18 protein-coding genes are annotated in these 21,031 nt (G+C 57.6%); 10 read left to right on the forward strand and 8 right to left on the reverse strand.

All coding sequences use genetic code 11. The features are described from left to right. Nucleotides 1–407: 407 nt before the first annotated feature. Nucleotides 408–1,076 (forward strand): response regulator transcription factor, encoded by a 669-nt coding sequence (locus ASE07_RS27615; RefSeq protein ID WP_057294022.1) that lies wholly within the window; start codon nucleotides 408–410, stop codon nucleotides 1,074–1,076. After that, the gene (locus tag ASE07_RS27620) at nucleotides 1,073–2,434 is read left to right on the forward strand and encodes a sensor histidine kinase (protein ID WP_057294023.1); all 1,362 of its coding nucleotides are present in this window, start codon (nucleotides 1,073–1,075) and stop codon (nucleotides 2,432–2,434) included. The genes ASE07_RS27615 and ASE07_RS27620 overlap by 4 nt, the downstream gene beginning before the upstream one ends. A gap of 60 nt (nucleotides 2,435–2,494) precedes the next feature. Here ASE07_RS27620 and ASE07_RS27625 read toward each other — a convergent pair whose 3' ends face one another. Together ASE07_RS27625 and ASE07_RS27630 are read right to left on the reverse strand one after the other, a co-directional pair. Continuing rightward, nucleotides 2,495–4,546 (reverse strand): DUF4142 domain-containing protein, encoded by a 2,052-nt coding sequence (locus ASE07_RS27625; RefSeq protein WP_082584543.1) that lies wholly within the window; start codon nucleotides 4,544–4,546, stop codon nucleotides 2,495–2,497. Nucleotides 4,547–4,801: 255 nt separating this feature from the next. Beyond that, on the reverse strand, nucleotides 4,802–5,689 hold the full coding sequence (locus tag ASE07_RS27630; protein ID WP_057294025.1) for a LysR substrate-binding domain-containing protein: 888 nt from the start codon (nucleotides 5,687–5,689) through the stop codon (nucleotides 4,802–4,804). 126 nt (nucleotides 5,690–5,815) lie between these two features. Here ASE07_RS27630 and ASE07_RS27635 point away from each other — a divergent pair, with 126 nt between their 5' ends. From ASE07_RS27635 to ASE07_RS27670, 8 genes are all read left to right on the forward strand, one after another. Then, nucleotides 5,816–6,883, forward strand: coding sequence for an NAD(P)H-dependent flavin oxidoreductase (locus ASE07_RS27635; protein WP_057294026.1), 1,068 nt, complete (start codon nucleotides 5,816–5,818; stop codon nucleotides 6,881–6,883). 298 nt (nucleotides 6,884–7,181) lie between these two features. Further along, nucleotides 7,182–8,795 (forward strand): AMP-binding protein, encoded by a 1,614-nt coding sequence (locus tag ASE07_RS27640; protein WP_057294027.1) that lies wholly within the window; start codon nucleotides 7,182–7,184, stop codon nucleotides 8,793–8,795. A 70-nt stretch (nucleotides 8,796–8,865) separates the two neighbouring features. After that, nucleotides 8,866–11,265 carry a bifunctional salicylyl-CoA 5-hydroxylase/oxidoreductase gene (locus ASE07_RS27645; RefSeq protein WP_057294028.1) on the forward strand — a complete coding sequence of 800 codons (2,400 nt, stop codon included), beginning with the start codon at nucleotides 8,866–8,868 and terminating at the stop codon, nucleotides 11,263–11,265. Continuing rightward, on the forward strand, nucleotides 11,262–12,047 hold the full coding sequence (locus ASE07_RS27650; RefSeq protein WP_057294029.1) for an SDR family NAD(P)-dependent oxidoreductase: 786 nt from the start codon (nucleotides 11,262–11,264) through the stop codon (nucleotides 12,045–12,047). Before ASE07_RS27645 ends, ASE07_RS27650 begins: the two co-directional genes overlap by 4 nt. Before the next feature lie 8 nt (nucleotides 12,048–12,055). After that, nucleotides 12,056–12,595 (forward strand): MarR family winged helix-turn-helix transcriptional regulator, encoded by a 540-nt coding sequence (locus ASE07_RS27655; RefSeq protein WP_082584544.1) that lies wholly within the window; start codon nucleotides 12,056–12,058, stop codon nucleotides 12,593–12,595. 1 nt (nucleotide 12,596) lies between these two features. After that, nucleotides 12,597–13,451, forward strand: coding sequence for an enoyl-CoA hydratase family protein (locus tag ASE07_RS27660; protein WP_057294030.1), 855 nt, complete (start codon nucleotides 12,597–12,599; stop codon nucleotides 13,449–13,451). A gap of 15 nt (nucleotides 13,452–13,466) precedes the next feature. Continuing rightward, on the forward strand, nucleotides 13,467–14,642 hold the full coding sequence (locus ASE07_RS27665; protein ID WP_057294031.1) for an acyl-CoA dehydrogenase family protein: 1,176 nt from the start codon (nucleotides 13,467–13,469) through the stop codon (nucleotides 14,640–14,642). Nucleotides 14,643–14,739: 97 nt separating this feature from the next. Then, entirely contained in the window at nucleotides 14,740–15,144 is a 405-nt protein-coding gene (locus tag ASE07_RS27670; RefSeq protein WP_057294032.1) for a RidA family protein, read from the forward strand. A 45-nt stretch (nucleotides 15,145–15,189) separates the two neighbouring features. On the opposite strand, the gene ASE07_RS27675 is transcribed toward ASE07_RS27670, so the two are convergent. The 6 genes from ASE07_RS27675 to ASE07_RS27700 all read right to left on the reverse strand — a co-directional run bounded on the left by ASE07_RS27675 (nucleotide 15,190) and on the right by ASE07_RS27700 (nucleotide 21,025). Beyond that, nucleotides 15,190–16,227: a zinc-binding dehydrogenase gene (locus ASE07_RS27675; protein ID WP_057294033.1), complete on the reverse strand. Its 1,038-nt coding sequence runs from the start codon at nucleotides 16,225–16,227 to the stop codon at nucleotides 15,190–15,192. An 81-nt stretch (nucleotides 16,228–16,308) separates the two neighbouring features. After that, a complete protein-coding gene (locus ASE07_RS27680) occupies nucleotides 16,309–17,010 on the reverse strand; it encodes an ABC transporter ATP-binding protein (protein WP_057294034.1) in 702 nt (233 codons plus the stop codon). Nucleotides 17,011–17,083: 73 nt separating this feature from the next. Further along, nucleotides 17,084–17,842, reverse strand: coding sequence for an ABC transporter ATP-binding protein (locus ASE07_RS27685; RefSeq protein WP_057294076.1), 759 nt, complete (start codon nucleotides 17,840–17,842; stop codon nucleotides 17,084–17,086). Continuing rightward, entirely contained in the window at nucleotides 17,842–18,792 is a 951-nt protein-coding gene (locus ASE07_RS27690; RefSeq protein WP_235548667.1) for a branched-chain amino acid ABC transporter permease, read from the reverse strand. Before ASE07_RS27690 ends, ASE07_RS27685 begins: the two co-directional genes overlap by 1 nt. Before the next feature lie 114 nt (nucleotides 18,793–18,906). Beyond that, nucleotides 18,907–19,779 carry a branched-chain amino acid ABC transporter permease gene (locus ASE07_RS27695; RefSeq protein WP_057294036.1) on the reverse strand — a complete coding sequence of 291 codons (873 nt, stop codon included), beginning with the start codon at nucleotides 19,777–19,779 and terminating at the stop codon, nucleotides 18,907–18,909. A 73-nt stretch (nucleotides 19,780–19,852) separates the two neighbouring features. Then, entirely contained in the window at nucleotides 19,853–21,025 is a 1,173-nt protein-coding gene (locus ASE07_RS27700) for an ABC transporter substrate-binding protein (protein WP_082584548.1), read from the reverse strand. Nucleotides 21,026–21,031: the final 6 nt, after the last annotated feature.

A 21,031-nucleotide genomic window follows, 5' to 3' on the forward strand; every position in this document is an offset into this window, starting at 1 on the left:
ATGTTGTTAATCCTGCCTTCGTTGAGGAGGATAGGTTTTAAAATTGCATCGCACAGTCGTACGCGATCGCATTGAACCGCTTCAAAACGCGGCCGGCAAAACCCGCCGGTTTCCGAACGTCTTTACCTGCCTGCGTCTCAATGGGATTCAGCCTTTTGCACACGACACTATCCGGCGATACGCTCCTGGGAGCCGTGACTATAAGTACCGCTGCTGTCAGCAACCTGAAGAATTCCTGACAACAAGCTGACATGGGGTGGGTCTTCACTAAGGAAAATATTTCTTCAAGGGCCCGCATTGCCCGATTTTCCAATACCATTAGCCGCAAGAGAAAACCTTATCCAATCCAGGACGCGCTATGACATGCACAACGGTAGTGCGATGGATGTAACCGAACGTTAACAACAATGCATGTTTTACTGGTAGAAGACGACGCGGTGCTCGCCGATGGCATCTCCCGTATCCTCAAGGGCTACGGGATGGTGGTCGATGTGACGTCCAATGGTTCGGATGCCGATGCACTACTCAAACGCAGTGAACTGGCGGTCGTGGTGCTCGACATCGGGCTGCCGGGCATTGATGGCTTTGAAGTTGTCCGCCGCCTTCGGGCGCGGGGAAGCAATGTTCCGGTACTACTGCTTACCGCGCGCGACGCCATCGAGGATCGGGTAAGGGGTCTTGAACTCGGCGCCGACGATTACCTGGTGAAGCCTTTTGCCGCGCCAGAACTGGCCGCACGCATCCGCGCCCTGGTCCGGCGCAGCAGTCCACGCCCATCGGAGCTGCAATTGATGGGGCTGACGCTCGACATGCATGCGAAGCGCGCGAGGGTTAACGACAAAGTGATCGAATTGTCAGCGCGAGAGTGGGCAGTGCTGGAATACCTGCTACAGCAAGCAACCCGAGTCGTGTCGAAAGAACAGATCCTGGATGCCATCCTTCCCTGGGGTGAAGAGCTTACCCTGAATGCGGTCGAGGTGTATGTTTCGCGCATCCGCATCAAGATCGCGGGAGCGGGAATCGTGATCCGGACCATACGCGGCTTCGGCTACATGCTCGACGCGAGCAAGGAATGACGACCAGCATCCGGGCGGACCTTCTGAAATGGCTGATCGCACCACTTTTTGTCATCAGTCTGGTCGGTGCCTTGCTGATTTATATGCTGGCGTGGTCACCTGCGCAAGATGCGCTTGATCGAAATCTGGTGGATACCGTGCATGACCTGAGTGAGCACATCGAGCTTGTCGATGGAAAGATCACGCTGAATCTTTCGGATCAGGCGGAACGCATGTTGCGCGTCAATCAGACGGATTCGGTGTTTTACGCAGTGCGGGACCTCGCCGGCGTCACCTTGGCCGGTGATACGGATTTTCCACCCTTTCTTCTCTTCGCCGGCAGAAATAATGAGCCGATTGCCTACATGGCCAATCTACGGGATCTGCATGTCCGTGTCGTTGCAATGAAGGTCGTGGTGGCGGGAGAGCATCTATGGATCGGCGTTGCGGAAACCCTCACTGCGCGGCGACAGATTCAGTCGCGCATCCTGTTTGCCCTGATCGGACTGGAAACCATATTGTTCATCGCGTCACTGGCAATCGTATGGTTTGCGGTCACTGAAGGTCTCTTTCCTTTACAAAAAATCCGTAGTCGTCTCGACACGCGTCATGTCAATGATCTGGCACCAACCGAAGAGCACGATATGCCGGCTGAATTACGTCCACTGGTGCGCGCGATCAACGGCCTGCTGGCGCGCGCGCAAGACGATAGCCGCGCCCGACAGTCCTTCCTTGCCGACATTGCACATCAGTTGCGCACGCCGCTCGCAGGTTTCAAGACTCAGCTTGAGCTACTGCGCACGAGCCATGGATTGAGCCGGGAAGCAGAACAATCGGCACAACTCATGACAGACTCTGTCAACAGGATGATCCGGCAGACCAATCAATTGTTGTCGCTGGCGCGTGCCGAGCCGGGACAGGTTGAAAACAGGCGTTTCGAGATTGTCGAACTCGACAAATTGATGACGGAGTCGATCCAATATTTTGTGCAGGAAGCAGACAAGAAGAATATTGATATTGGTTTCGAACTGCAGCCGGCCAGAATCATGGGGGATCGCTTTCTGTTGCGCGATCTGATTGAAAACCTCGTCGACAATGCCGTGCGCTATTGTTACGCCAACGGCAGAATCACGGTGAAGTGTTTTCAGGAAATCGACATCGTGACAATCGTGGTTGAAGATTCAGGTCCCGGCGTGCCCGTGGCAGACCGGGAAAAGATATTCAAGCGTTTCATACGTCTGGACGATAAAACCAGCGGTACAGGACTGGGGCTTGCGATCGTGCATGACATCGCGAAAATCCACGATGCCAGTATCGTGGTTGACACCGGCCCGGAGGGCAAGGGTACGCGCTTTGCCGTGCACTTCAAGACAGCATGAGGGAAAAAACCGCCCGGCTTTATGCCGGGCGGCCAGTCCTTGTTTCGCCTCTTGCTTGACTCAGGTACCAGTTGTTGCAGTGTCAGTTACAGCGGTGTCAGTCGCTGCACCATCGGTTGCAGTGGTAGTGGTATCCGCAGCGGATCCTGTACCGGAGGTGGGAGTATCGGTACCAGTAGTACCCGTCGCGCCTGCATCAGCACCGGCTGTGGTGTCCGCATCAGCACCGGTTGTGGCGCCTGTACCGGTTTCTGTCGTGCCGGTTCCGGTAGTGTCGGTAGGCCCGGTCGTTCCAGTCGAGTTCGGGATCGTTGAGCTACCTCCAACGCTTGCGCTGATTGTTTGCGATTGCGTCAGGTGTCCCTGCAGTATTGGCAGAGTCGACTGTGCAAACTGTTTCTGTTCGGGGTCGGTTTCATTCTGCGCACGATCCGTGAACAAGTTGACAGTAGCCGTATGGGCTTCCACATTCGTCGTCATGTAAGCACGGTCGAACTCTTCACCGCTCAGGGGCCAGAGGGTACGGAACGCTAGAACCGCTTCTGCGGGCAGGACTTCCGGCAGCCGGACATTTTCTTGCGCTGCCAATGTGGCTACCAGTGCGTTGGCATTGGCATGGTCAGTAATCATTTGCTGTGCAAATGAAAGAACCGCCGCGTTAGTTGCCCTTGGTATGGTTGCTGGACTCTGGGCTTGGCCCTGTGGTGCGCCTGTGCCTGTAGTTGTACCTGTGCCCGTGGCGGTGGCTCCGGCGTCGCTCGGTGCCGCTGGTTGGGATGATGTCGCGAGTTTAGCCAGCAGAATTTCAGTGATGTTGCCCTGATAGGCCGAAACCAGGAACGATGCGCTTAGCGTTTGATAGAGTTGCTTGGCACTGTCAAAGTGCATTGTCAGCCGAGGCAGGGACTCTGTTGCCAATGCCCGTACTTCAGCATCGGCTCCCGATTGGGACTGTATCGTCGTGGCGTTCACGTCGGCAAGATGAACGATGACGTTGTGGCTCATATACGCCTTGTCGAAGTCGTTGCCAGTAAGCTGCAACAAGCTGTTCTGTACAATCTGATGTTCGGCCGGCAATGCGGTCGCGGCATTGTCGGCCGGGAGAGTGACACCTTTCGCAGTCGCCAGGGTTTTAATCGTGTTGTTCAGCGCGGTATGTTCGTTCACCATCATCGTTGCAAATGCCTTCACTTCGGCATTGCTTGCCTTCTGCGCGGCGAGCTGTCCTAGCGCGATTTCAGCCAGTCCATCTTCATACGCGGCAAGGAGATAGGCGGCGGGATCGATCGAGCCGCTGATTTCCTTAGCCAGCAGTAAATGTGTATTGAGCACAGGTAATGCGTTCATGGCAAAGGTTTGCGTCTGCGTTTGCGCAGCGCTGGTCGCAGTGGCGGGGCCGGCCCCGGCTGTCGGTGTAGCTGTCAGGCTGCTCGGTGTTGTCGTTCCAGTGCCGGTGGTAGTGCCTGTACCAGTTGTACCAGTTGTACCAGTAGCACCAGTCGTCCCTGTCCCAGTAGCCGTGAGTGTCGAATTCAGGTTTGCCTGCTGCTGGAATAGCGCAAGGTCCTGGCGATGTGCACCGAGATGATGTTGCATGTACAGCCGATCAAAATCGGCTGCTTGTACAGAAGTCAGTGATGTCAGCAACGCCGCATCCTCCGCATTTGCAGCTGACGGCAAAGCAATGGCATTGGCCTGTGCAAGCTGCGAGAGCGTTGCCTTCATTTGCGTATGGTGGTCAATTAGCGTCTGCGCAAAACGACGTACATCCGGATTCGTTGCGCGTTGTAACGCTAATTGAGCGAGCTGCAATTCGCCAACTCCCGATTGGTATACTTCAGAAAGGAAAGAACTGCCTGGATTAGCATTGTCAGTTGTATCGAAGTTAGCAACTGGTGGCGTTGTAGCAGCCGGTGTTGGCGGAGCAGCTGATGGAGCAGGTGTGGTATCTGTCGCGCCTGGCGTTGCCCCTGTCGTTATAGCTGAATCTGCGGGAGTAGCGCCGGCAGCTGGAGTATTAGTCTGCGCATTCGCGACCGTTGCATCATCGTTATTGTCTCCGCCGCAAGCTGCAAGAAACGCCGTCAACACGATAGGTATCACCTTTTTCATTACGAAATCTCCGAGGTAGAATCAATCAGGACGGTTTCGACGATAAGTAAATGACACATGTTTCAACGGATTCGCCTTCATTCCCTTTCGCTTGGTCTATATCAAACATCTTTGCAATGCACGAAATCAATCGACGACATGTGGAATCAAGTCACAAATGTGCTGGTACATGCCGGTATAGGCAAAGCGGCCAAAGCCCATGCTTACAGTGTGAATGCAAGGGGATATCCTCAACGATGTAACGATGCAGCCGCGTTACGACGTTTGCAAAGTACGCAAAAACTCTTCAAACGCCGGGGTGCGAAATCCTGCCCGAGTGACCAGCAAGGTGTCGACCTCCATCAATGGTACTGCCTGCAATCGCAGTGGTTCGCTGCGCAGATCGAGCACCGACTGCGGTACGATGCCGACACACGAGCCCGAGGCGACACAGGCCAGAATCGCGTGATAGGAATTAACCGGAAGCACCCTGAGTTTTTGATCGGGTGTTGTTGTCGCGCCGGCGAACCAGTCTTCCGCGATTTCGCGATAGGTACATCCTTGCCCGAAGCCCGCAAGCGTCCGCACCTTTATCTTTTCAGGCGCGCTTACCGGCTCATGGTGTGCCGGCAGTACAAGCATCAACTGTTCGGTGTACAAGCGGATCCAGTCGAGGTTCTCTTCTTTGACAGTATGGGCAAAGCTGCAGGATGGCAGGGCCGCCGGGTCCGCCACAAGCGCACAGTCCAGGCGGCGATCACGAACCGCATCAATCAGGTCTTCCGAGGTGCCGGTCGTAATTGCGAGACTTACTTCCGGCCAATGCGCGTGGAATGCTGCAAGAGGTTTCGGCAACCGCGTCGCGGCGGTACTCTCCATGGCGCCTATCCTGAGGGTGCCATGCGGCTGTCCGGGATGCAACGACTGCTTCGCCTCTTCGGCAAGCGAAAGCAGTTTGTCCGCATAACTAAGGAAACGCTTGCCTTCAGCGGTCAGCAGCATACGCTTGCCTTCACGCAAAAAAAGCGCCGCACCCAACTCTTCCTCAAGCTGCTTGATGCGTGTAGTGACGTTCGACTGCACACGGTCGAGAAGTTGCGCGGCGCGCGTGACGCTTTTCTCCTGCGCAACGGCACGAAATATTTCGAGGACAGCCAGATCCATCGGATTTTTAATCTTAAAAAGAGAATGATATGGTTAAAATCATCTTCTTTTGGAATAGAATAGTCAAGCAGGCAGTAAAGAAATCGTCGTCGAATTCAGTCAACCCGGAAACCAGAAAGGTGAAGTATGACAAGCGCGCTCTTTTCCAAGCTCGGGATTCGTATTCCCATCATTCAGGCGCCGATGGCAGGCGTCTCGACCGTCAGACTTGCCGCAGAGGTTTGTAACGCTGGCGCGCTTGGTTCGCTGCCGCTCGGTACCAGCACGGCCGAACAGGCGATGACCCAGATTGCCGAGATGCGCGCACTGACGGACAAGCCTTTCAATGTGAATGTGTTTTGCCACCGCCCGGCGCAATCTGACGCCGAACGCGAAGCACGATGGCTCGCGCATTTGAGGCCGCACTTTGACAAGTTGGGCGCTGCTCCGCCGGAAAGCCTGAAGGAAATTTACAAGAGTTTTGTCGAGGATGAAGCCATGCTCGAGGTTTTCTTGTCACAGCGTCCGGCGATTGTCAGCTTTCATTTCGGCCTTCCGTCGCAGCGCTATATCGAAGCACTCAAGGCCGCAGGCATCATCCTGATGGCGAGCGCAACAACGCCGGCGGAGGCGAGGCTGATCGAGCAGGCAGGCATTGATGTCATCGTGGCGCAGGGCGTGGAAGCCGGTGGGCATCGAGGAGTTTTCGATCCTGAGCAAGGCGATGCTGGTATCGGAACCTTTGCACTGGTGCGCCTGTTGGCCAAATCTTCGACACTGCCGATCGTCGCTGCAGGCGGCATCATGGACGGCCAGGGCATCGCCGCCGCCATGGCCCTGGGGGCAAGTGCGGTGCAATTGGGGACGGCCTTCGTGCTCTGTCCCGAATCGTCCGCCAATGCGGTTTACCGCGGCCTGTTCAGGAGCGAGCATGTCCATCGGACCGAACTGACGGATGCTATCTCAGGCAGATCTGCGCGAGGTTTCATGAACCGCTTTGTTACCGACATCGGCGCAAGCGGCCATCCGCCGATTCCCGATTACCCAATTGCTTATGATGCCGCCAAGGCCTTGACCGCTGCTGCAGCGCAAAAAGGCGTACAGGGCTATGCAGTGACGTGGGCCGGGCAGGGCGCGGCGCTGGCACGGGAGTTACCTGCGGCGGACCTGGTCAATGTGCTTGCGGAAGAGCTTGCCGCGGCGCGGCGACATTGATTCGCTACTGATTCACTACTGATTCATTGAGCGAGGCGGCTCGTCATCAACAGGCCGCTCATGTGAGCAGAACGCTTCGTTACTTCTTCTGCGCGCTTCATGATGCACAAGACCGCGGATGACGCTGCGCCGTCTTCCCTTTCTTCCATTCAACACCTTCCATCATTCTCAAGACTTCGCGCAAAAATCGGCCGCAAATAATCCTTGAAGTTAAAATAGTTTAGGTTTAAAGTAATTTCGCAACGACGCGGCGACACAATCGCTTGCGTTTTTCCGGCCGGTGACCGAAGGAGCGGATATGAATGAAACTGCGCATGTGGACAGCTTTGCCAAAGACAATCTCCCTCCGCGCGAACAATGGCCGACGCTTGTTTTTGAATTGCCCGAACTGCAGTATCCACCCCGAGTGAATTGCGCTGTCGAATTGCTCGACAAGATGGTGGAGAATGGGTTTGCGGATAAGCCAGCGGTGTGTAACCGCACTGTTGCCTGGACCTACCGCGCACTGCTTGAAAATGCGAACCGCATTGCCGCCGTATTACAGGATGACATGAAGCTGGTCCCTGGTAATCGCGTGCTATTGCGCGGGGCAAACCATCCCATGCTGGCGGCGGCGATACTTGGCGTCTGGAAGGCTGGATGCATCGCCGTGCCTACCATGCCTCTGCTGCGCGCCAAGGAACTGTCGGTCATCATCGACAAGGCGCAAGTCGGCGCCGCGTTATGCGCATCCGAGCTCAAGGAAGAAATGGCGCTCGCGAGAGAGCAGTCGCCGGTGCTGCGTCAGGTCATGTATTACGGCGGCACGCAGGGTGCGCTGGAGCAGGCGATGGCATCCAAATCCGGCGTTTTCCGGTCCGTTGATACTTCCGCCGAAGATGTTTGCCTGATCGGGTTTACGTCGGGTACCACTGGTAGACCAAAGGGCACGATGCATTTCCATCGTGACATCCTAGCCGTCTGCGATTGCTTTCCACGTTCCACACTGCAATCGAGCGCCGACGATGTTTTTATCGGTACGCCTCCACTGGCGTTCACGTTCGGTCTCGGCGGTCTTCTGTTGTTTCCGTTGCGCGTCGGTGCGTCAACCATCCTGCTGGAAAAGCTGACCCCGGAAACCCTGATGCAGGCGATCCAGGAGTTCAGGCCGACAGTATGCTTTACCGCGCCCACCTTTTACCGACAGATGGCACCCCTCGCGTCAAAGTACGATATCAACAGCCTGAAGAAAACCGTATCCGCAGGCGAAGCCTTGCCCACCGCTACGCGCGATGCCTGGCAACGCGCAACGGGAATCTCCATGATAGACGGCATCGGCGCAACGGAAATGCTGCATATCTTTATCTCCGCCGCCGGCGATGCGGTCCGGCCAGGTGCGACCGGCAAGCCCATTCCCGGATATCGTGCGTGTATTCTCGATGACGACAGCCGTCCGGCTGGTCCAGGTGTCGTTGGCCGGCTGGCCGTCATGGGGCCGACCGGTTGCCGTTATCTTGCCGACCCGCGGCAGGCCGATTATGTCCATGACGGCTGGAACCTGACCGGCGATGCCTTCGAGATGGATGCCGATGGTTATTTCTGGTACCGCGCCCGTACCGACGACATGATCATCTCTGCTGGCTATAACATAGCTGGTCCGGAAGTCGAGGACGCCTTGCTTAAACATGAGGCCGTCGCGGAATGCGCGGTGATCGGCGTGCCGGACGACGAACGCGGTCAGATCGTCAAGGCGTTTGTCGTGCTGAAGCCGGGTATCGAGCCGGGCGATGCGACAACGAAACAACTACAGGAATTCGTCAAGCAGAGTATCGCTCCTTACAAATATCCTCGCGCGATTGAATACCGCGATTCACTGCCGCGCACGGAGACCGGCAAGTTGCAGCGGTTTAAGTTACGTGAACAAGCGACGTAGCAAAGCAGGCAGCTAAATTTGACGACGCAGCAAAAAAGTCAGAAAAAGTCAGCAAGGAACGAGGCAAGCAATGAAGATTGTATGTATAGGTGGAGGCCCCGCCGGTTTGTATTTCGGCCTGCTGATGAAGAAGCGGAATCCCGCACACGATATCACTATCATTGAACGCAACCGGCCCTACGACACCTTTGGCTGGGGCGTGGTTTTTTCCAATCAGACGCTGGGTAACCTGAGCGTGGCCGATGAAGAAACGGCACGCACCATCCTGCAGTCCTTCAATCACTGGGACGACATCGACGTGCACATCAAGGGCAAGACCGTGACGTCGGGCGGTCATGGCTTTTGCGGTATCGGGCGCAAGCGGCTTCTCAACATCCTGCAAGAACGCTGCGAACAGCTTGGCGTCAAGCTCGTATTCGAAACCGATGTCGTCGACGATCAGACGGTCACGGCAGAATACGGTGCCGACCTTGTCATTGCCAGCGACGGACTGAACAGCCGCATCCGCACCCGTTATGCGGACACCTACCAGCCCGACATCGACATGCGCCAGTGCCGCTTTGTCTGGTTAGGCACCAAAAAGATGTTCGATGCCTTCACTTTCGCATTTGAACAAACCGAGCATGGATGGTTCCAGGCGCATATTTATCAGTTTGATGGCGACACCTCGACTTTCATTATCGAGGCGCCGGAAGAAACCTGGCAAAAGGCCGGCATCGACAAGATGAGCCAGGAAGAAGGCATTGCTTACTGCGAAAAACTATTCGCCCGTTATCTTGACGGCTATCCTTTGCTAAGCAACGCCAAGCACCTGCGTGGTGCGGCCATCTGGATCAAATTCCCGCGCGTGATCTGCAACGCATGGGTGCACTGGAATCAGATCGATGGCAAGAATGTCCCCGTCGTACTGATGGGGGACGCCGCCCATAGTGCGCATTTTTCGATCGGATCAGGAACCAAGCTTGCGCTCGAAGACGCGATCGAACTGGCGCGCTGCTTCGACATGCACGGCAAGGATGGCATGGAGAAGGTACTGGACGCGTACCAGGAGTTGCGTTCGGTCGAGGTTCTCAAGATCCAGAGTGCGGCGCGCAATTCAATGGAATGGTTTGAAAACGTGCAGCGCTATGCTTATCTGGAACCTGAACAACTTGCGTATTCCATGCTGACGCGCAGCCAGCGCATCTCCCACGAAAACCTGCGCTTGCGCGATCCTGACTATGTACAGCGTTATGAGCAATGGATTGCCGAGCGTTCTTTCGCGCAGGCCGGATTACCCATGCCGGACAATGGCAAGCAGGCGCCTCCGCCGATGCTGACGCCGTTCAGATTGCGTGGAACCGTACTGAAGAATCGCATCGTTGTGTCACCGATGGCGCAGTACTCCGCCGTGGACGGAACGGTCGGCGATTACCATCTCGTGCATCTCGGCAGCCGGGCGATGGGTGGCGCAGGCATGGTGTTTGCGGAAATGACTTGCGTCTCCGCCGATGCGCGCATCACGCCAGGATGCCCGGGCTTGTATGCGCCCCAACATGTCACTGCATGGAAGCGTATCGTCGACTTCGTCCATACCAATACCGATGCAAAAATTGCCGTCCAGTTAGGACATGCCGGCCCCAAAGGTTCCACTCGCTGCGCATGGGATGGCATCGACCTGCCGCTGGAATCCGGAAACTGGCCCTTGGTGGCCGCCTCCGAGATGCAATATCTGGACGGCGTATCCCAGGTCGCCCGCGCGGCGACGCGTGATGACATGGAGCGCATCCAGGCCGATTTCGTCATGGCGACGCGTGCCGCTGCGGAAGCGGGATTCGACTGGCTGGAACTGCATTGCGCGCACGGCTACCTGTTGTCGAGTTTTATTTCACCTCTGACCAATCGACGCGAGGACGAGTATGGCGGGTCGCTCGAAAACCGTTGCCGTTATCCGCTGCAGATATTTGCCGCGATGCGCGAGGTGTGGCCGCAAGACAGGCCAATCAGTGTGCGCATTTCGGCGCATGACTGGGTGGAAGGCGGCATCACGCCGGACGATGCCGTGGCGATCGCGCGCTTGTTCAAGCAGGCCGGCGCCGACATGATCGACTGCTCGTCAGGCCAGGTCAGCAAAAAGGAGCAGCCGGTGTATGGCCGGATGTTCCAGACGCCTTTTGCCGATCGGGTCCGCAATGAGGCACGCATTCCTACTATTGCCGTCGGAGCGATCTATGAAGCCGACCATGCCAACAGTATCATCGCCGCCGGCCGTGCCGACTTGTGCGCGATTGCGCGACCGCATCTGGCCAATCCGGCCTGGACCCTCAATGAAGCGGCAAAGATCGGTTATCAGGACATGCCGTGGCCGAAACAATATCGTCCGGCCAAGGTGCAACTCGAACGCAATCTTGAACGCGACAGGCAGATGGCGGCCGCCAACAGCGGTCTTTCGCCGCAACAGATTGCCGCTCGCCTGATGGATGGATCATGAGCGGACTTGGACAGCCACTGGAAGGCCGGCATGCGCTGGTGACCGGCGGAGGCCGGGGCATCGGTGCGGCGATTGCGAAGGCGCTGCTCGAAAAGGGCGCGAAGCTGACCTTGCTGGGCCGCAGTGAAGCGACACTTGCCGATACTGCTGATGCGCTCGCTTCTTGGGGGGATGTGCATTACGTCACGGCGGACGTTGCAGATCCCGGATCAATTGCGCAAGCCTTTAGCCAGGCGACCATGAAGCATGGGGAAGTCAGTATCCTGGTCAACAATGCGGGCCAGGCAAGTTCCGCTCCCTTCCTGAAAACGGATAACGAACTCTGGAACCAGATGCTGTCAGTCAACCTGAACGGAACCTTTCACTGCACGCAGGCCGCCTTGCCCGGCATGCTGCGCGCGGGTTGGGGGCGGGTAGTCAATGTCGCGAGTACCGCCGGCCTGACCGGCTATGCATATGTCTCCGCCTATTGCGCGGCAAAGCATGGCGTGATCGGTTTGACCCGCGCGCTGGCGCTTGAGCTTGCGACCAAGGGCATTACCGTCAATGCCGTCTGTCCGGGTTATACCGATACCGATATCGTGAAGGAGACGATCGCAAACATCGTCAGCAAGACCGGGCGCAGTGCGGATGCCGCGCAGGCCGAACTCACTGCCGGTAACCCGCAGAAGCGGCTTGTAACCCCGGAAGAGGTTGCTGCGACGGTCGCCTGGCTTTGTCTGCCACAGTCGGCCGCGATGAATGGCCAGGCCATTGCCGTTGCCGGCGGCGAAGTCATGTAAGGAACACCATGCCCCGCAAGCCCATCAATGCCGCGGACGAAGCACCCGACCAGGAATCGGCGCAGGTCTTCGATCTGGAGAGTCGTCTTGGCAAAGACCATCATCAGTCCCTGCGCGTCTGGTTGCGCATGCTGTCCTGCACCGTGCTGATCGAAGACCAGATCCGTTCACGACTGCGCAATGAATTCGGCATTACCCTGCCGCGCTTTGATCTCATGGCGCAACTGGAACGTCATCCCGAAGGCTTGCGTATGGGTGAGCTGTCCAAGCGCATGATGGTCACCGGCGGCAATATCACCGGCATCACCGATCAGCTTGAACAGGAAAAACTTGTGGTGCGCGTACCCGACCCCAATGACCGCCGTGCCTACAGCGTAAAACTGACCGCAGCGGGCCGACGCGCTTTTGAGCGCATGGCGTCGGTCCATGAAGGATGGATCGACGAACTGCTGGGCGGGCTTTCCAGTACTGAAAAAAGCACGCTGACCGAATTGCTGTCCAAAGTTAAACAACATCTGAACGGTCCGATGACCGACAAAGAGGAATAACATGCGCTATTTACCGGGAGAGCCGCAGCAGTTGCCGGGCAATCGTCAGGCTCTTGCAGATTACAAAGCCAGGCATTTCGATTTTTCTGTCAGGGAGCGCGTCGCGACGCTGACCTTGAACCGGCCGGAGCGCAAGAATCCGCTGACCTTCGATTCCTATGCCGAACTGCGTGACCTGTTTCGCGCACTGGCCTACGCGGACGATGTGAACGCGGTGGTCGTCACCGGTGCGGGTGACAATTTCTGTTCCGGCGGCGATGTCCATGAAATCATCGGCCCGCTCACCAGGCTCGACATGCCCGGCTTGCTGGCATTCACCCGCATGACCGGCGATGTAGTCAAGGCCATGCGAGCCTGTCCGCAGCCGGTCATTGCCGCGATCGATGGCGTCTGTGCGGGTGCCGGCGCCATCCTTGCCTTAGCTTCCGATATTCGTTTTGGTACGGCACGCAGCAAGACAGCCTTCCTCTTCACGCGGGTTGGCCTTGCCGGATGCGATATGGGGGCGTGTGCCATCCTGCCAAGGATTATCGGACAGGGCAGGGCATCGGAGCTGTTATACACCGGTCGTGCCATGAATGGCGAGGAAGGGGAGCGCTGGGGATTCTTCAATCGACTGAGCACGCCGGAAACGGTACTGGCCGACGCCCAGCAGTTCGCGACCGATCTGGTCCGTGGTCCCACCTTTGCACACGGCATGACCAAGAAGATGCTGCAGCAGGAGTGGAATATGGGCATCGATGAAGCGATCGAGGCGGAAGCGCAGGCACAGGCCATCTGCATGATGACCAATGACTTCCATCGGGCATACCACGCCTTCGTTGCCAAACAGAAGCCGACATTTGAAGGCGACTAAAAATAAGGAGCAGCAATGGCGGATAAGAGCTATCTCGACTGGCCCTTCATGGCCGCGCAGCACAGGGAGCTGGAAGCGGCGCTCGACCGCTGGGCCAGCGCAAACATCAGTCAGGAGCATGACGCCGATGTCGATGCCGCATGCCGCCATCTGGTCCGCCAGCTTGGCGAGGCAGGATGGTTGCGACATGCGATTGGCGGTACACGCTACGGTGGCGCGTTGGATGTTATCGACACTCGCGCCATCTGCCTGATTCGCGAAACCCTGGCTCGCCATTCAGGCCTCGCCGATTTTTCCTTTGCCATGCAAGGCCTCGGTTCGGGCGCTATTACGCTGTTCGGGTCAGAGGAACAGAAAGAGCGTTACCTTACCCGTGTCGCGAAAGGCGAAGCAATTGCGGCGTTTGCCTTGTCGGAACCGGATGCCGGGTCCGATGTCGCCGCCATGCAGTGTGCGGCTGTGGAAGACGGGCAAGACTATGTCCTCAATGGCGAAAAGACATGGATTTCCAATGGCGGTATTGCTGACTTTTATGTGGTGTTTGTGCGCACCGGCGAAGCGCCCGGAGCACGCGGCATTTCAGCCTTTGTGGTCGATGCCGATACACCGGGCTTCGAGATCGCCGAACGGATCAATGTCATTGCGCCCCATCCACTGGCGCGATTACGCTTTTCCAATTGCCGCGTTCCTGCTTCACGCCGGCTGGGACAGCCAGGACAGGGCTTCAAGGTCGCGATGGCAACACTCGATATTTTCCGCACCTCGGTTGCCGCCGCTGCGCTCGGCTTTGCGCGGCGCGCCATGGACGAGGCGCTCGGGCGCGCAACGTCACGAAAAATGTTTGGCCGGGCCTTGGCGGATTTTCAGTTGACGCAGGCTAAACTGGCCCAGATGGCGACCGGCATCGATGCGTCGGCCTTGCTCACCTATCGCGCCGCATGGCAGCGCGATCAGGGACAGAAAGTCACCAGGGAAGCCGCGATGGCCAAGATGACCGCCACGGAGACGGCGCAGCAGGTGATCGATGCGGCGGTACAACTGTTTGGCGGGCTTGGCGTCGTGAGCGAGCAACCGGTGGAACGCCTTTACCGTGAAATCCGCTCGCTGCGTATTTATGAAGGAGCGACCGAAGTGCAGCAGCTCATTATCGCGCGTGAATTGCTGCGTGAGGCGGCAGGTCCCGAAGCATGAATCCGGACCGCGGCCGACTATTTGCCACGCGCATTCCGGTACGCTTTGGCGATTGCGACCCGGCTGAGCCGACGAATTGATAAAGAAAGGAATCGTAATGAAAATCCTGCAACCGCCGGACTGGATGCGCCCCAAGGGTTACTCAAACGGCATCGCGGCGAAAGGCACCATGGTGTTTGTCAGCGGCATGATCGGCTGGGACAAGGAGTGCCAGTTCCGCACCAGCGACTTTGCGGGTCAGGCAAGGCAGGCGTTGCAAAACGTGGTCGATGTATTACGGGAAGCGAATGCGCTTCCGGAACACATTGTCCGCATGACCTGGTACGTGGTTGACAAACAGGAATATGTATCGGCTTACAAGGAAATCGGCGACGCCTATTGTGACATCATTGGAAAGCACTATCCGGCAATGACGGCGGTGCAAGTCGTGGCATTGGTCGAGGACAAGGCGCGCGTCGAAATTGAAGTAACTGCGGTGGTCCCCGACGGACGGAATGATTAAGCACCGGCCAACACGGCGCGGCAACCGATGGACGTCGATGCCTTCTTAATGATCGGCGATGTTGATCGCCACCTTGCCAAACTGGCGGCCGGAGTCCAGATGGTCCAGCGCCGCATGCACATCGTCCAGCGCGTATCGCGCCGAAATGATCGGTCGCAGCGAGGTCTTGTCGACAAAACTGATCAGGTCGCGAAACTCATTGAAATTGCCAAGCGTTGAACCAATAATCTGCAGCTGCCGGATGAAGATGCGACGGATATCCGCAGGCGGCTGGTCGCCGGTGGTTGCGCCGCAAGTCACCAGGCGTCCACCACGCACCAGCGACTTCATTGCGCTCGACCAGACGGCTTGTCCTACATTTTCAATCACCACGTCCACACCGCGTCCGGCAGTGAATTCCATCACCGTCTTTGCCACGTCCTGTGTCGCGCTGTTGATGACATGATCCGCGCCGACGGTGGCCGCGTTTTTTAGTTTCTCATCATCCCGCGACGTGACGATCACGGTCGCTCCGGTCAGCTTTGCCAGCTGCAATGCCGCCAGCGATACGCCGCCGCCGACACCGAAGATCAGTACGGTTTCCCATGGTTTCAGCTGGGCCCGCGTAAACAGCATGCGCCACGCAGTCAGGTAGGTGACGCCAAGCGACGCTGCTTCATCCGGAGCAAGCCTGCCAGGCATCGGAAATACATTGGCAGCGGGTACGGAGACGTACTCCGCCAGTGTGCCGTCTCGATGTTCTCCCAGAAAGCTCACCTTGGTGCATAGGATGATCTCACCGCGCTGACAGAATTCACAGCGTCCGCAGACGACCGTGGGATGAATCAGGACGCGCTGGCCGACCGACAGAAATCTGTCGGCCGCATCCATTTCTTCCACTACGCCCATGCCGTCCAGGCCCATGATCTGTGGCAGGCGGTGCGTGATTCCCGCTCCGCTGTCGCGCATGTAAAGATCGACCCGATTCAGGGTGGCAGCGTGAAGCTTTACCAGCACCTCACCGGGCTGACGCGCTGGATCGGGGCGGTTGCCGATTTCAACAACTTCATTGCCGCCGTGGCCGGTGATATAGGCTGCTTTCATGTTGGCTTTCAGTTAGTGCCGATGCAGTTAGTGCTCATGTGCCTGGCAAGGTGGTTCGGCCCTGAACGGCCAAGGTCGCGATCACACGCCGAGATATTTCATGAGCAGTTCCGGTGACTGCATGAGCTCGCTCGATTCCCCTTGCAAAACGATCTTGCCCTTTTCCAGCAGGACTGCCGAATCAGTGTGCTCCAGCACCACACGATAATTACGATCGACGATCAGCGTGCTGATGCCGGTCTCGCGGATAGTGGAAATCACTTTCCATATTTCCTGCACGATCAGGGGCGCCAGGCCCTCGGTTGCTTCGTCAAGAATCATCAGGTCCGGGTTGGTCATCAGCGCACGACCGATCGACAACATCTGCTGCTCGCCACCAGAAAGTTGCTGTCCACCATGGTCAAGACGCTCCTTGAGGCGCGGGAAGGTGTCGAGTACGCGTTCATAGGTCCAATCGTTCCGTCCACCGGGGCCGGGACGGGCGCTCATCAGCAGATTTTCGCGTACGGACAGGTTGGGAAAAATGCCGCGTCCTTCCGGCACATAGCCAATCCCGAGGCGTGCCATTTTTTCCGGTGGCTGCCCGCCGACCGGCTTGCCTTGCCATGACACTTTTCCGCTTGCGGCCGGCACGTAACCCATCAGCGAACGGATCAGGGTTGTCTTGCCCATACCGTTACGTCCGAGCAGGCCGACCGCTTTACCACGCGGTATGTGCAGGTCCACGCCATGCAGAATGTGACTGTCGCCGTAGTAGGTATTGAGTGAAGTAATCTGAAGCACAGCTGTCCCGATAAGTGAAACCCATCCTGACCCCGGACGCAATTCCATCTTGCGTTATGGGTGGTGGATGGTATTAATGGTTGCCCAAATAAGCGACTTGCACATCGGCATTGCTGCGTATGGCAGCCGGAACGTCACTGGCAATGACTTCGCCGTTCACCATCACGGTGATCCGGTCCGCGACACGGAACACGGCGTCCATGTCATGTTCGACGAGCAGAACGGCGTGTCCGCGTTTCAGGTTTTCCAGCAGTGCGAGCATGCGTTCCGTCTCTTCGGCCCCCATGCCTGCCAACGGTTCGTCGAGCAATAACACCTGCGGCGCCGTCGCCAGGCACATGGCGATCTCCAGTTGTCGCTTCTTGCCATGGCTCATGCTGCCTGCCGGAAGATTGGCCGCATCCGACAGACCGGCATCATCCAGTGCGCGTCGTGCGACTGCGACCGTTTCCTTGCACTGCGCCGCAGCTTCCCACAGTGCCCAAGGCCGCTGCCGCGCCGCCTGCGCAGCCAGCCTGCAGTTTTCCAGCACAGTGAAGGAAGGGAAGATCGTGGTGCGTTGATAGCTGCGCCCGATGCCTGACCGCGCACGCTTAGGCTGTGGCAGATGCGTGACGTCCGCGCCCTTGAGCATGATCGTTCCGCTCGACACCGGGATCTCGCCGGACAGCATGTTGATCAGCGTTGACTTGCCTGCACCGTTGGTGCCGATCACCGCATGGACTTCTCCCACGTGCAGGTCGACCGAGACGTTATTGACGGCCTTGAGACCGCCAAATCGCCTGGTGAGTCCACTTGCTACCAGCAAAGGTGCGTCGCTTGCCTGGTCCATCATTTTTCCGCTCCCGCCTGAATGCTGCCGCTCATCCTGCCTTTACCCGCTCGCTTGCCAAAACGAAGGGAAGCAAGTCCGATCAATCCCTTGGGAAGCAGCGCAACAAAGAAGATCATGGTCAGGCCCAGCGTCAGTTGCCAGCGCGCGGCAAACTCACCGAATATCGCTTCCGATGAATAGAATTCTTTGAGGAGCACGAACGCGATGGCGCCAATCACGGCGCCGCGCAACGAGCCGAGGCCGCCAAGGATAATCATCAGCAATACCGCGCCGGATTCATGCCAGGACAACATCTCAGGATTGACCACGCCGTTCTTGGTACCCATCAGGAAACCGGCCAGTCCCGCCAGCGTACCCGCAAGGACGAAGGCCGCAAGTTTGTACCAATAGGTCTGGAAGCCCGCTGCCCGCATGCGCTGCTCGTTGATGCGAATCCCGGCGAGGGCATGGCCAAAACGAGAACGCTGGACGAGAGCAAGCAGGGCAAAGGTAAATACCAATGCACCCAGTGCCGTGAAATACAAATGCCGTGAATTGTCCAGGTCGATCAGCGTCGTCGATCCGAGTGTCAGTGCCGGACGCAAGGTGATATACATGCCGTCACTGCCGCCGCCGATGCCGGTGTCATGGAATACATAATAGGCCATCTGTGCAAAGGCCAGGGTTACCATGATGAAATACACACCCTTGGTGCGGAGACTAAGCGCGCCGACAATCAGTGCATAAGCGCCGGCCGCCAGCATCGCAAGCGGTAGCAGAATCAGGATGGACCCTGCCTCGGTTTCAGGCGATGCCAGGCCTGTGACATAGGCGGCAATGCCGAAGAAGGCGGCATGACCAAGGCTCACCAGGCCGGTTGTGCCCACGAGCAGTTCCAGGCTGAGCGCAAAGATCGCATAAATGATGATCTTGACCGCCAGGTCCTGAAAATAAGAGGAAAGGAACATCGGCAAGGCAGCCAGGATGATCAGGAATGCCAGCGGCGCAAGCCATCCGAAACGCGGCGTGTCGGCCGGCAGTACCGGTGTTGTTGCAACAATCGTCGTGCTAGTGCCCATGACTTAGTATCCTTTGCTCCTGAGGCCTTCCGGACGCCAGATCAGGATGATGGCCATCAGCACGTAGATGCCGATACCGCTCAACTGGGCGAAAAATACCTTGCCAAAGGTGTCGACGAAACCGACCAGCAGGGACGCGATCAGCGCGCCGGAAATGGAGCCAATCCCGCCGATCACGACGACCACGAAACAGACGATAAGGACATGCCCGCCCATGCCGGGATACACCGAGGTCATCGGCGCCGCAATCATCCCGGCCAGTGCGGCGAGCGCCACGCCGGCGGCGAAAACGATGCGATAGAGCAGGCGAATGTTGATACCCAGGCCGCGTACCATATCGCGGTTACTGGCCCCGGCCCGGATCATCATGCCGAGACGTGTGCGGTTGACCACCAGGTACAGGCCGATAGCCACGACGATGCAGGCCGCCGACGCAAACAGGTTGTAAACGGGATAGGTCATCACATCGCCGAGCGCCACGCCGCCTGACAACCATTCAGGCGCTTTTACGCCGTGCACGTCATTGCCGATCAGCATGCTGCGCAACTCTTCGAACACCAGGATCAGCGCATAGGTCATCAACACCTGCTGCAGGTGATCGCGCTGGTACAGGTAGCTGAAGAAAACCCACTCAAGGATAAATCCGAACAGCGCCGACAAGGCAACACCGGCGAGCAGCATGATGATGAACCGATCGCCGAAAAACGGTGCAATCGAAAACGCCAGATACGCACCGATCATGTAGAAACTGCCGTGGGCCAGGTTGATCACACCCATGATGCCGAAGATCAGCGTCAGGCCGCTGGCAACCAGGAAAAGCAGCAATCCGTACTGGATGGAATTGAGGCACTGCACCAAGAAGGTGGAAATGTCCATGACGATCTTTGCGTGAAGAAGAGAAGAGCGCCGCCTCGCTGTCGCGGGCGGCGCGGTACTACGGTGTCAACGCTCAGGACTGCTTGCAACCACGGGCCGGGTCTGCCAATGCCTTGATGGCCACGCCCTTGACTTCGTTGTTGATACCCTTGACTTCACGCAGGTAGATGTCCTGGATAGGATTGTGCGCGGGTGACAGGGTGAACTTGCCGCGCGGACTGTCGATCGTTGCGCTACCCATCGCCTTCAGCATCTGGTCACGCTTGCTGAAATCGCCGTTGACCGACTTCAGCCCGGTTGCCAGCAGTTGCGCCGCGTCGTAACCTTGCACCGCATAGACATCCGCATTGGTCTTGTAGGCCTTGGCAAAGTTGAGACGGAAGGTGTTGTCACGCGGTGTGTTCAGATTATCCGCATAGTGCAGGGTAGTGATCATTCCTTGCGCAGCCTGTCCCTGCGCTTCAAGCGTACCGTCCGTCAGGAAGCCCGGACCATACAACGGGATGGTTTTGTTCAGACCTGCAGCGACATAGTCCTTCACGAACTTGACCGCACCACCACCGGCGAAGAATGCATACACGGCATCCGGTTTCTGCGATGCAATCTGTGTGAGCAAGGCCTGGTATTCGACATTGGGGAATGGCAGCGTCAGGCTCTCGGTCACTTTGCCGCCAGCCTTTTCAAAGCCTTCCTGGAAGCCCTTGACCGATTCATTACCTGCTGCGTAATTCCAGGTAATGGTCATGATTTTCTTGTGGCCGCGGTCAGCTGCAACCTTGCCCATCGCGTATGCCGGCTGCCAGTTGGTAAAGGAGGTACGGAAGATATTCGGTGCGCACATCGCGCCGGTAATCACGTCGGCGCCGGCGTTCGGGACGATCAGCAGGGTCTTGGTTTCACGCGCGACTTTCGCCATCGCGAGTGCGACGCCGGAGTGGACTGTACCGACCACCACATCAACCTGATCGCGCTTGATCAGCTTGTTGACGTTGTCGGTCGCTTTTGCCGGGTCGGATTCATCATCGACTTTGAAGTACTGGATTTCGCGCCCGCCCAGTTTTCCGCCTTGTTCATTCACGTACATCTTGAAGCCGTTCTCGATCATGTTGCCGAGATTGGCGTAGGTGCCGGTTGCCGGCAGCATGAAGCCGACCTTGATCGGCGCCTGGCTTTGCGCGGCGGCGGGCACCGCGGCAAAGATGCCGGCGACTGCTGCGGCCAGACTGAGGGTAATGGCTGGCTTGATGGAATT

The organism is Noviherbaspirillum sp. Root189 (genome assembly GCF_001428545.1).
GTDB lineage: Bacteria > Pseudomonadota > Gammaproteobacteria > Burkholderiales > Burkholderiaceae_D > Noviherbaspirillum.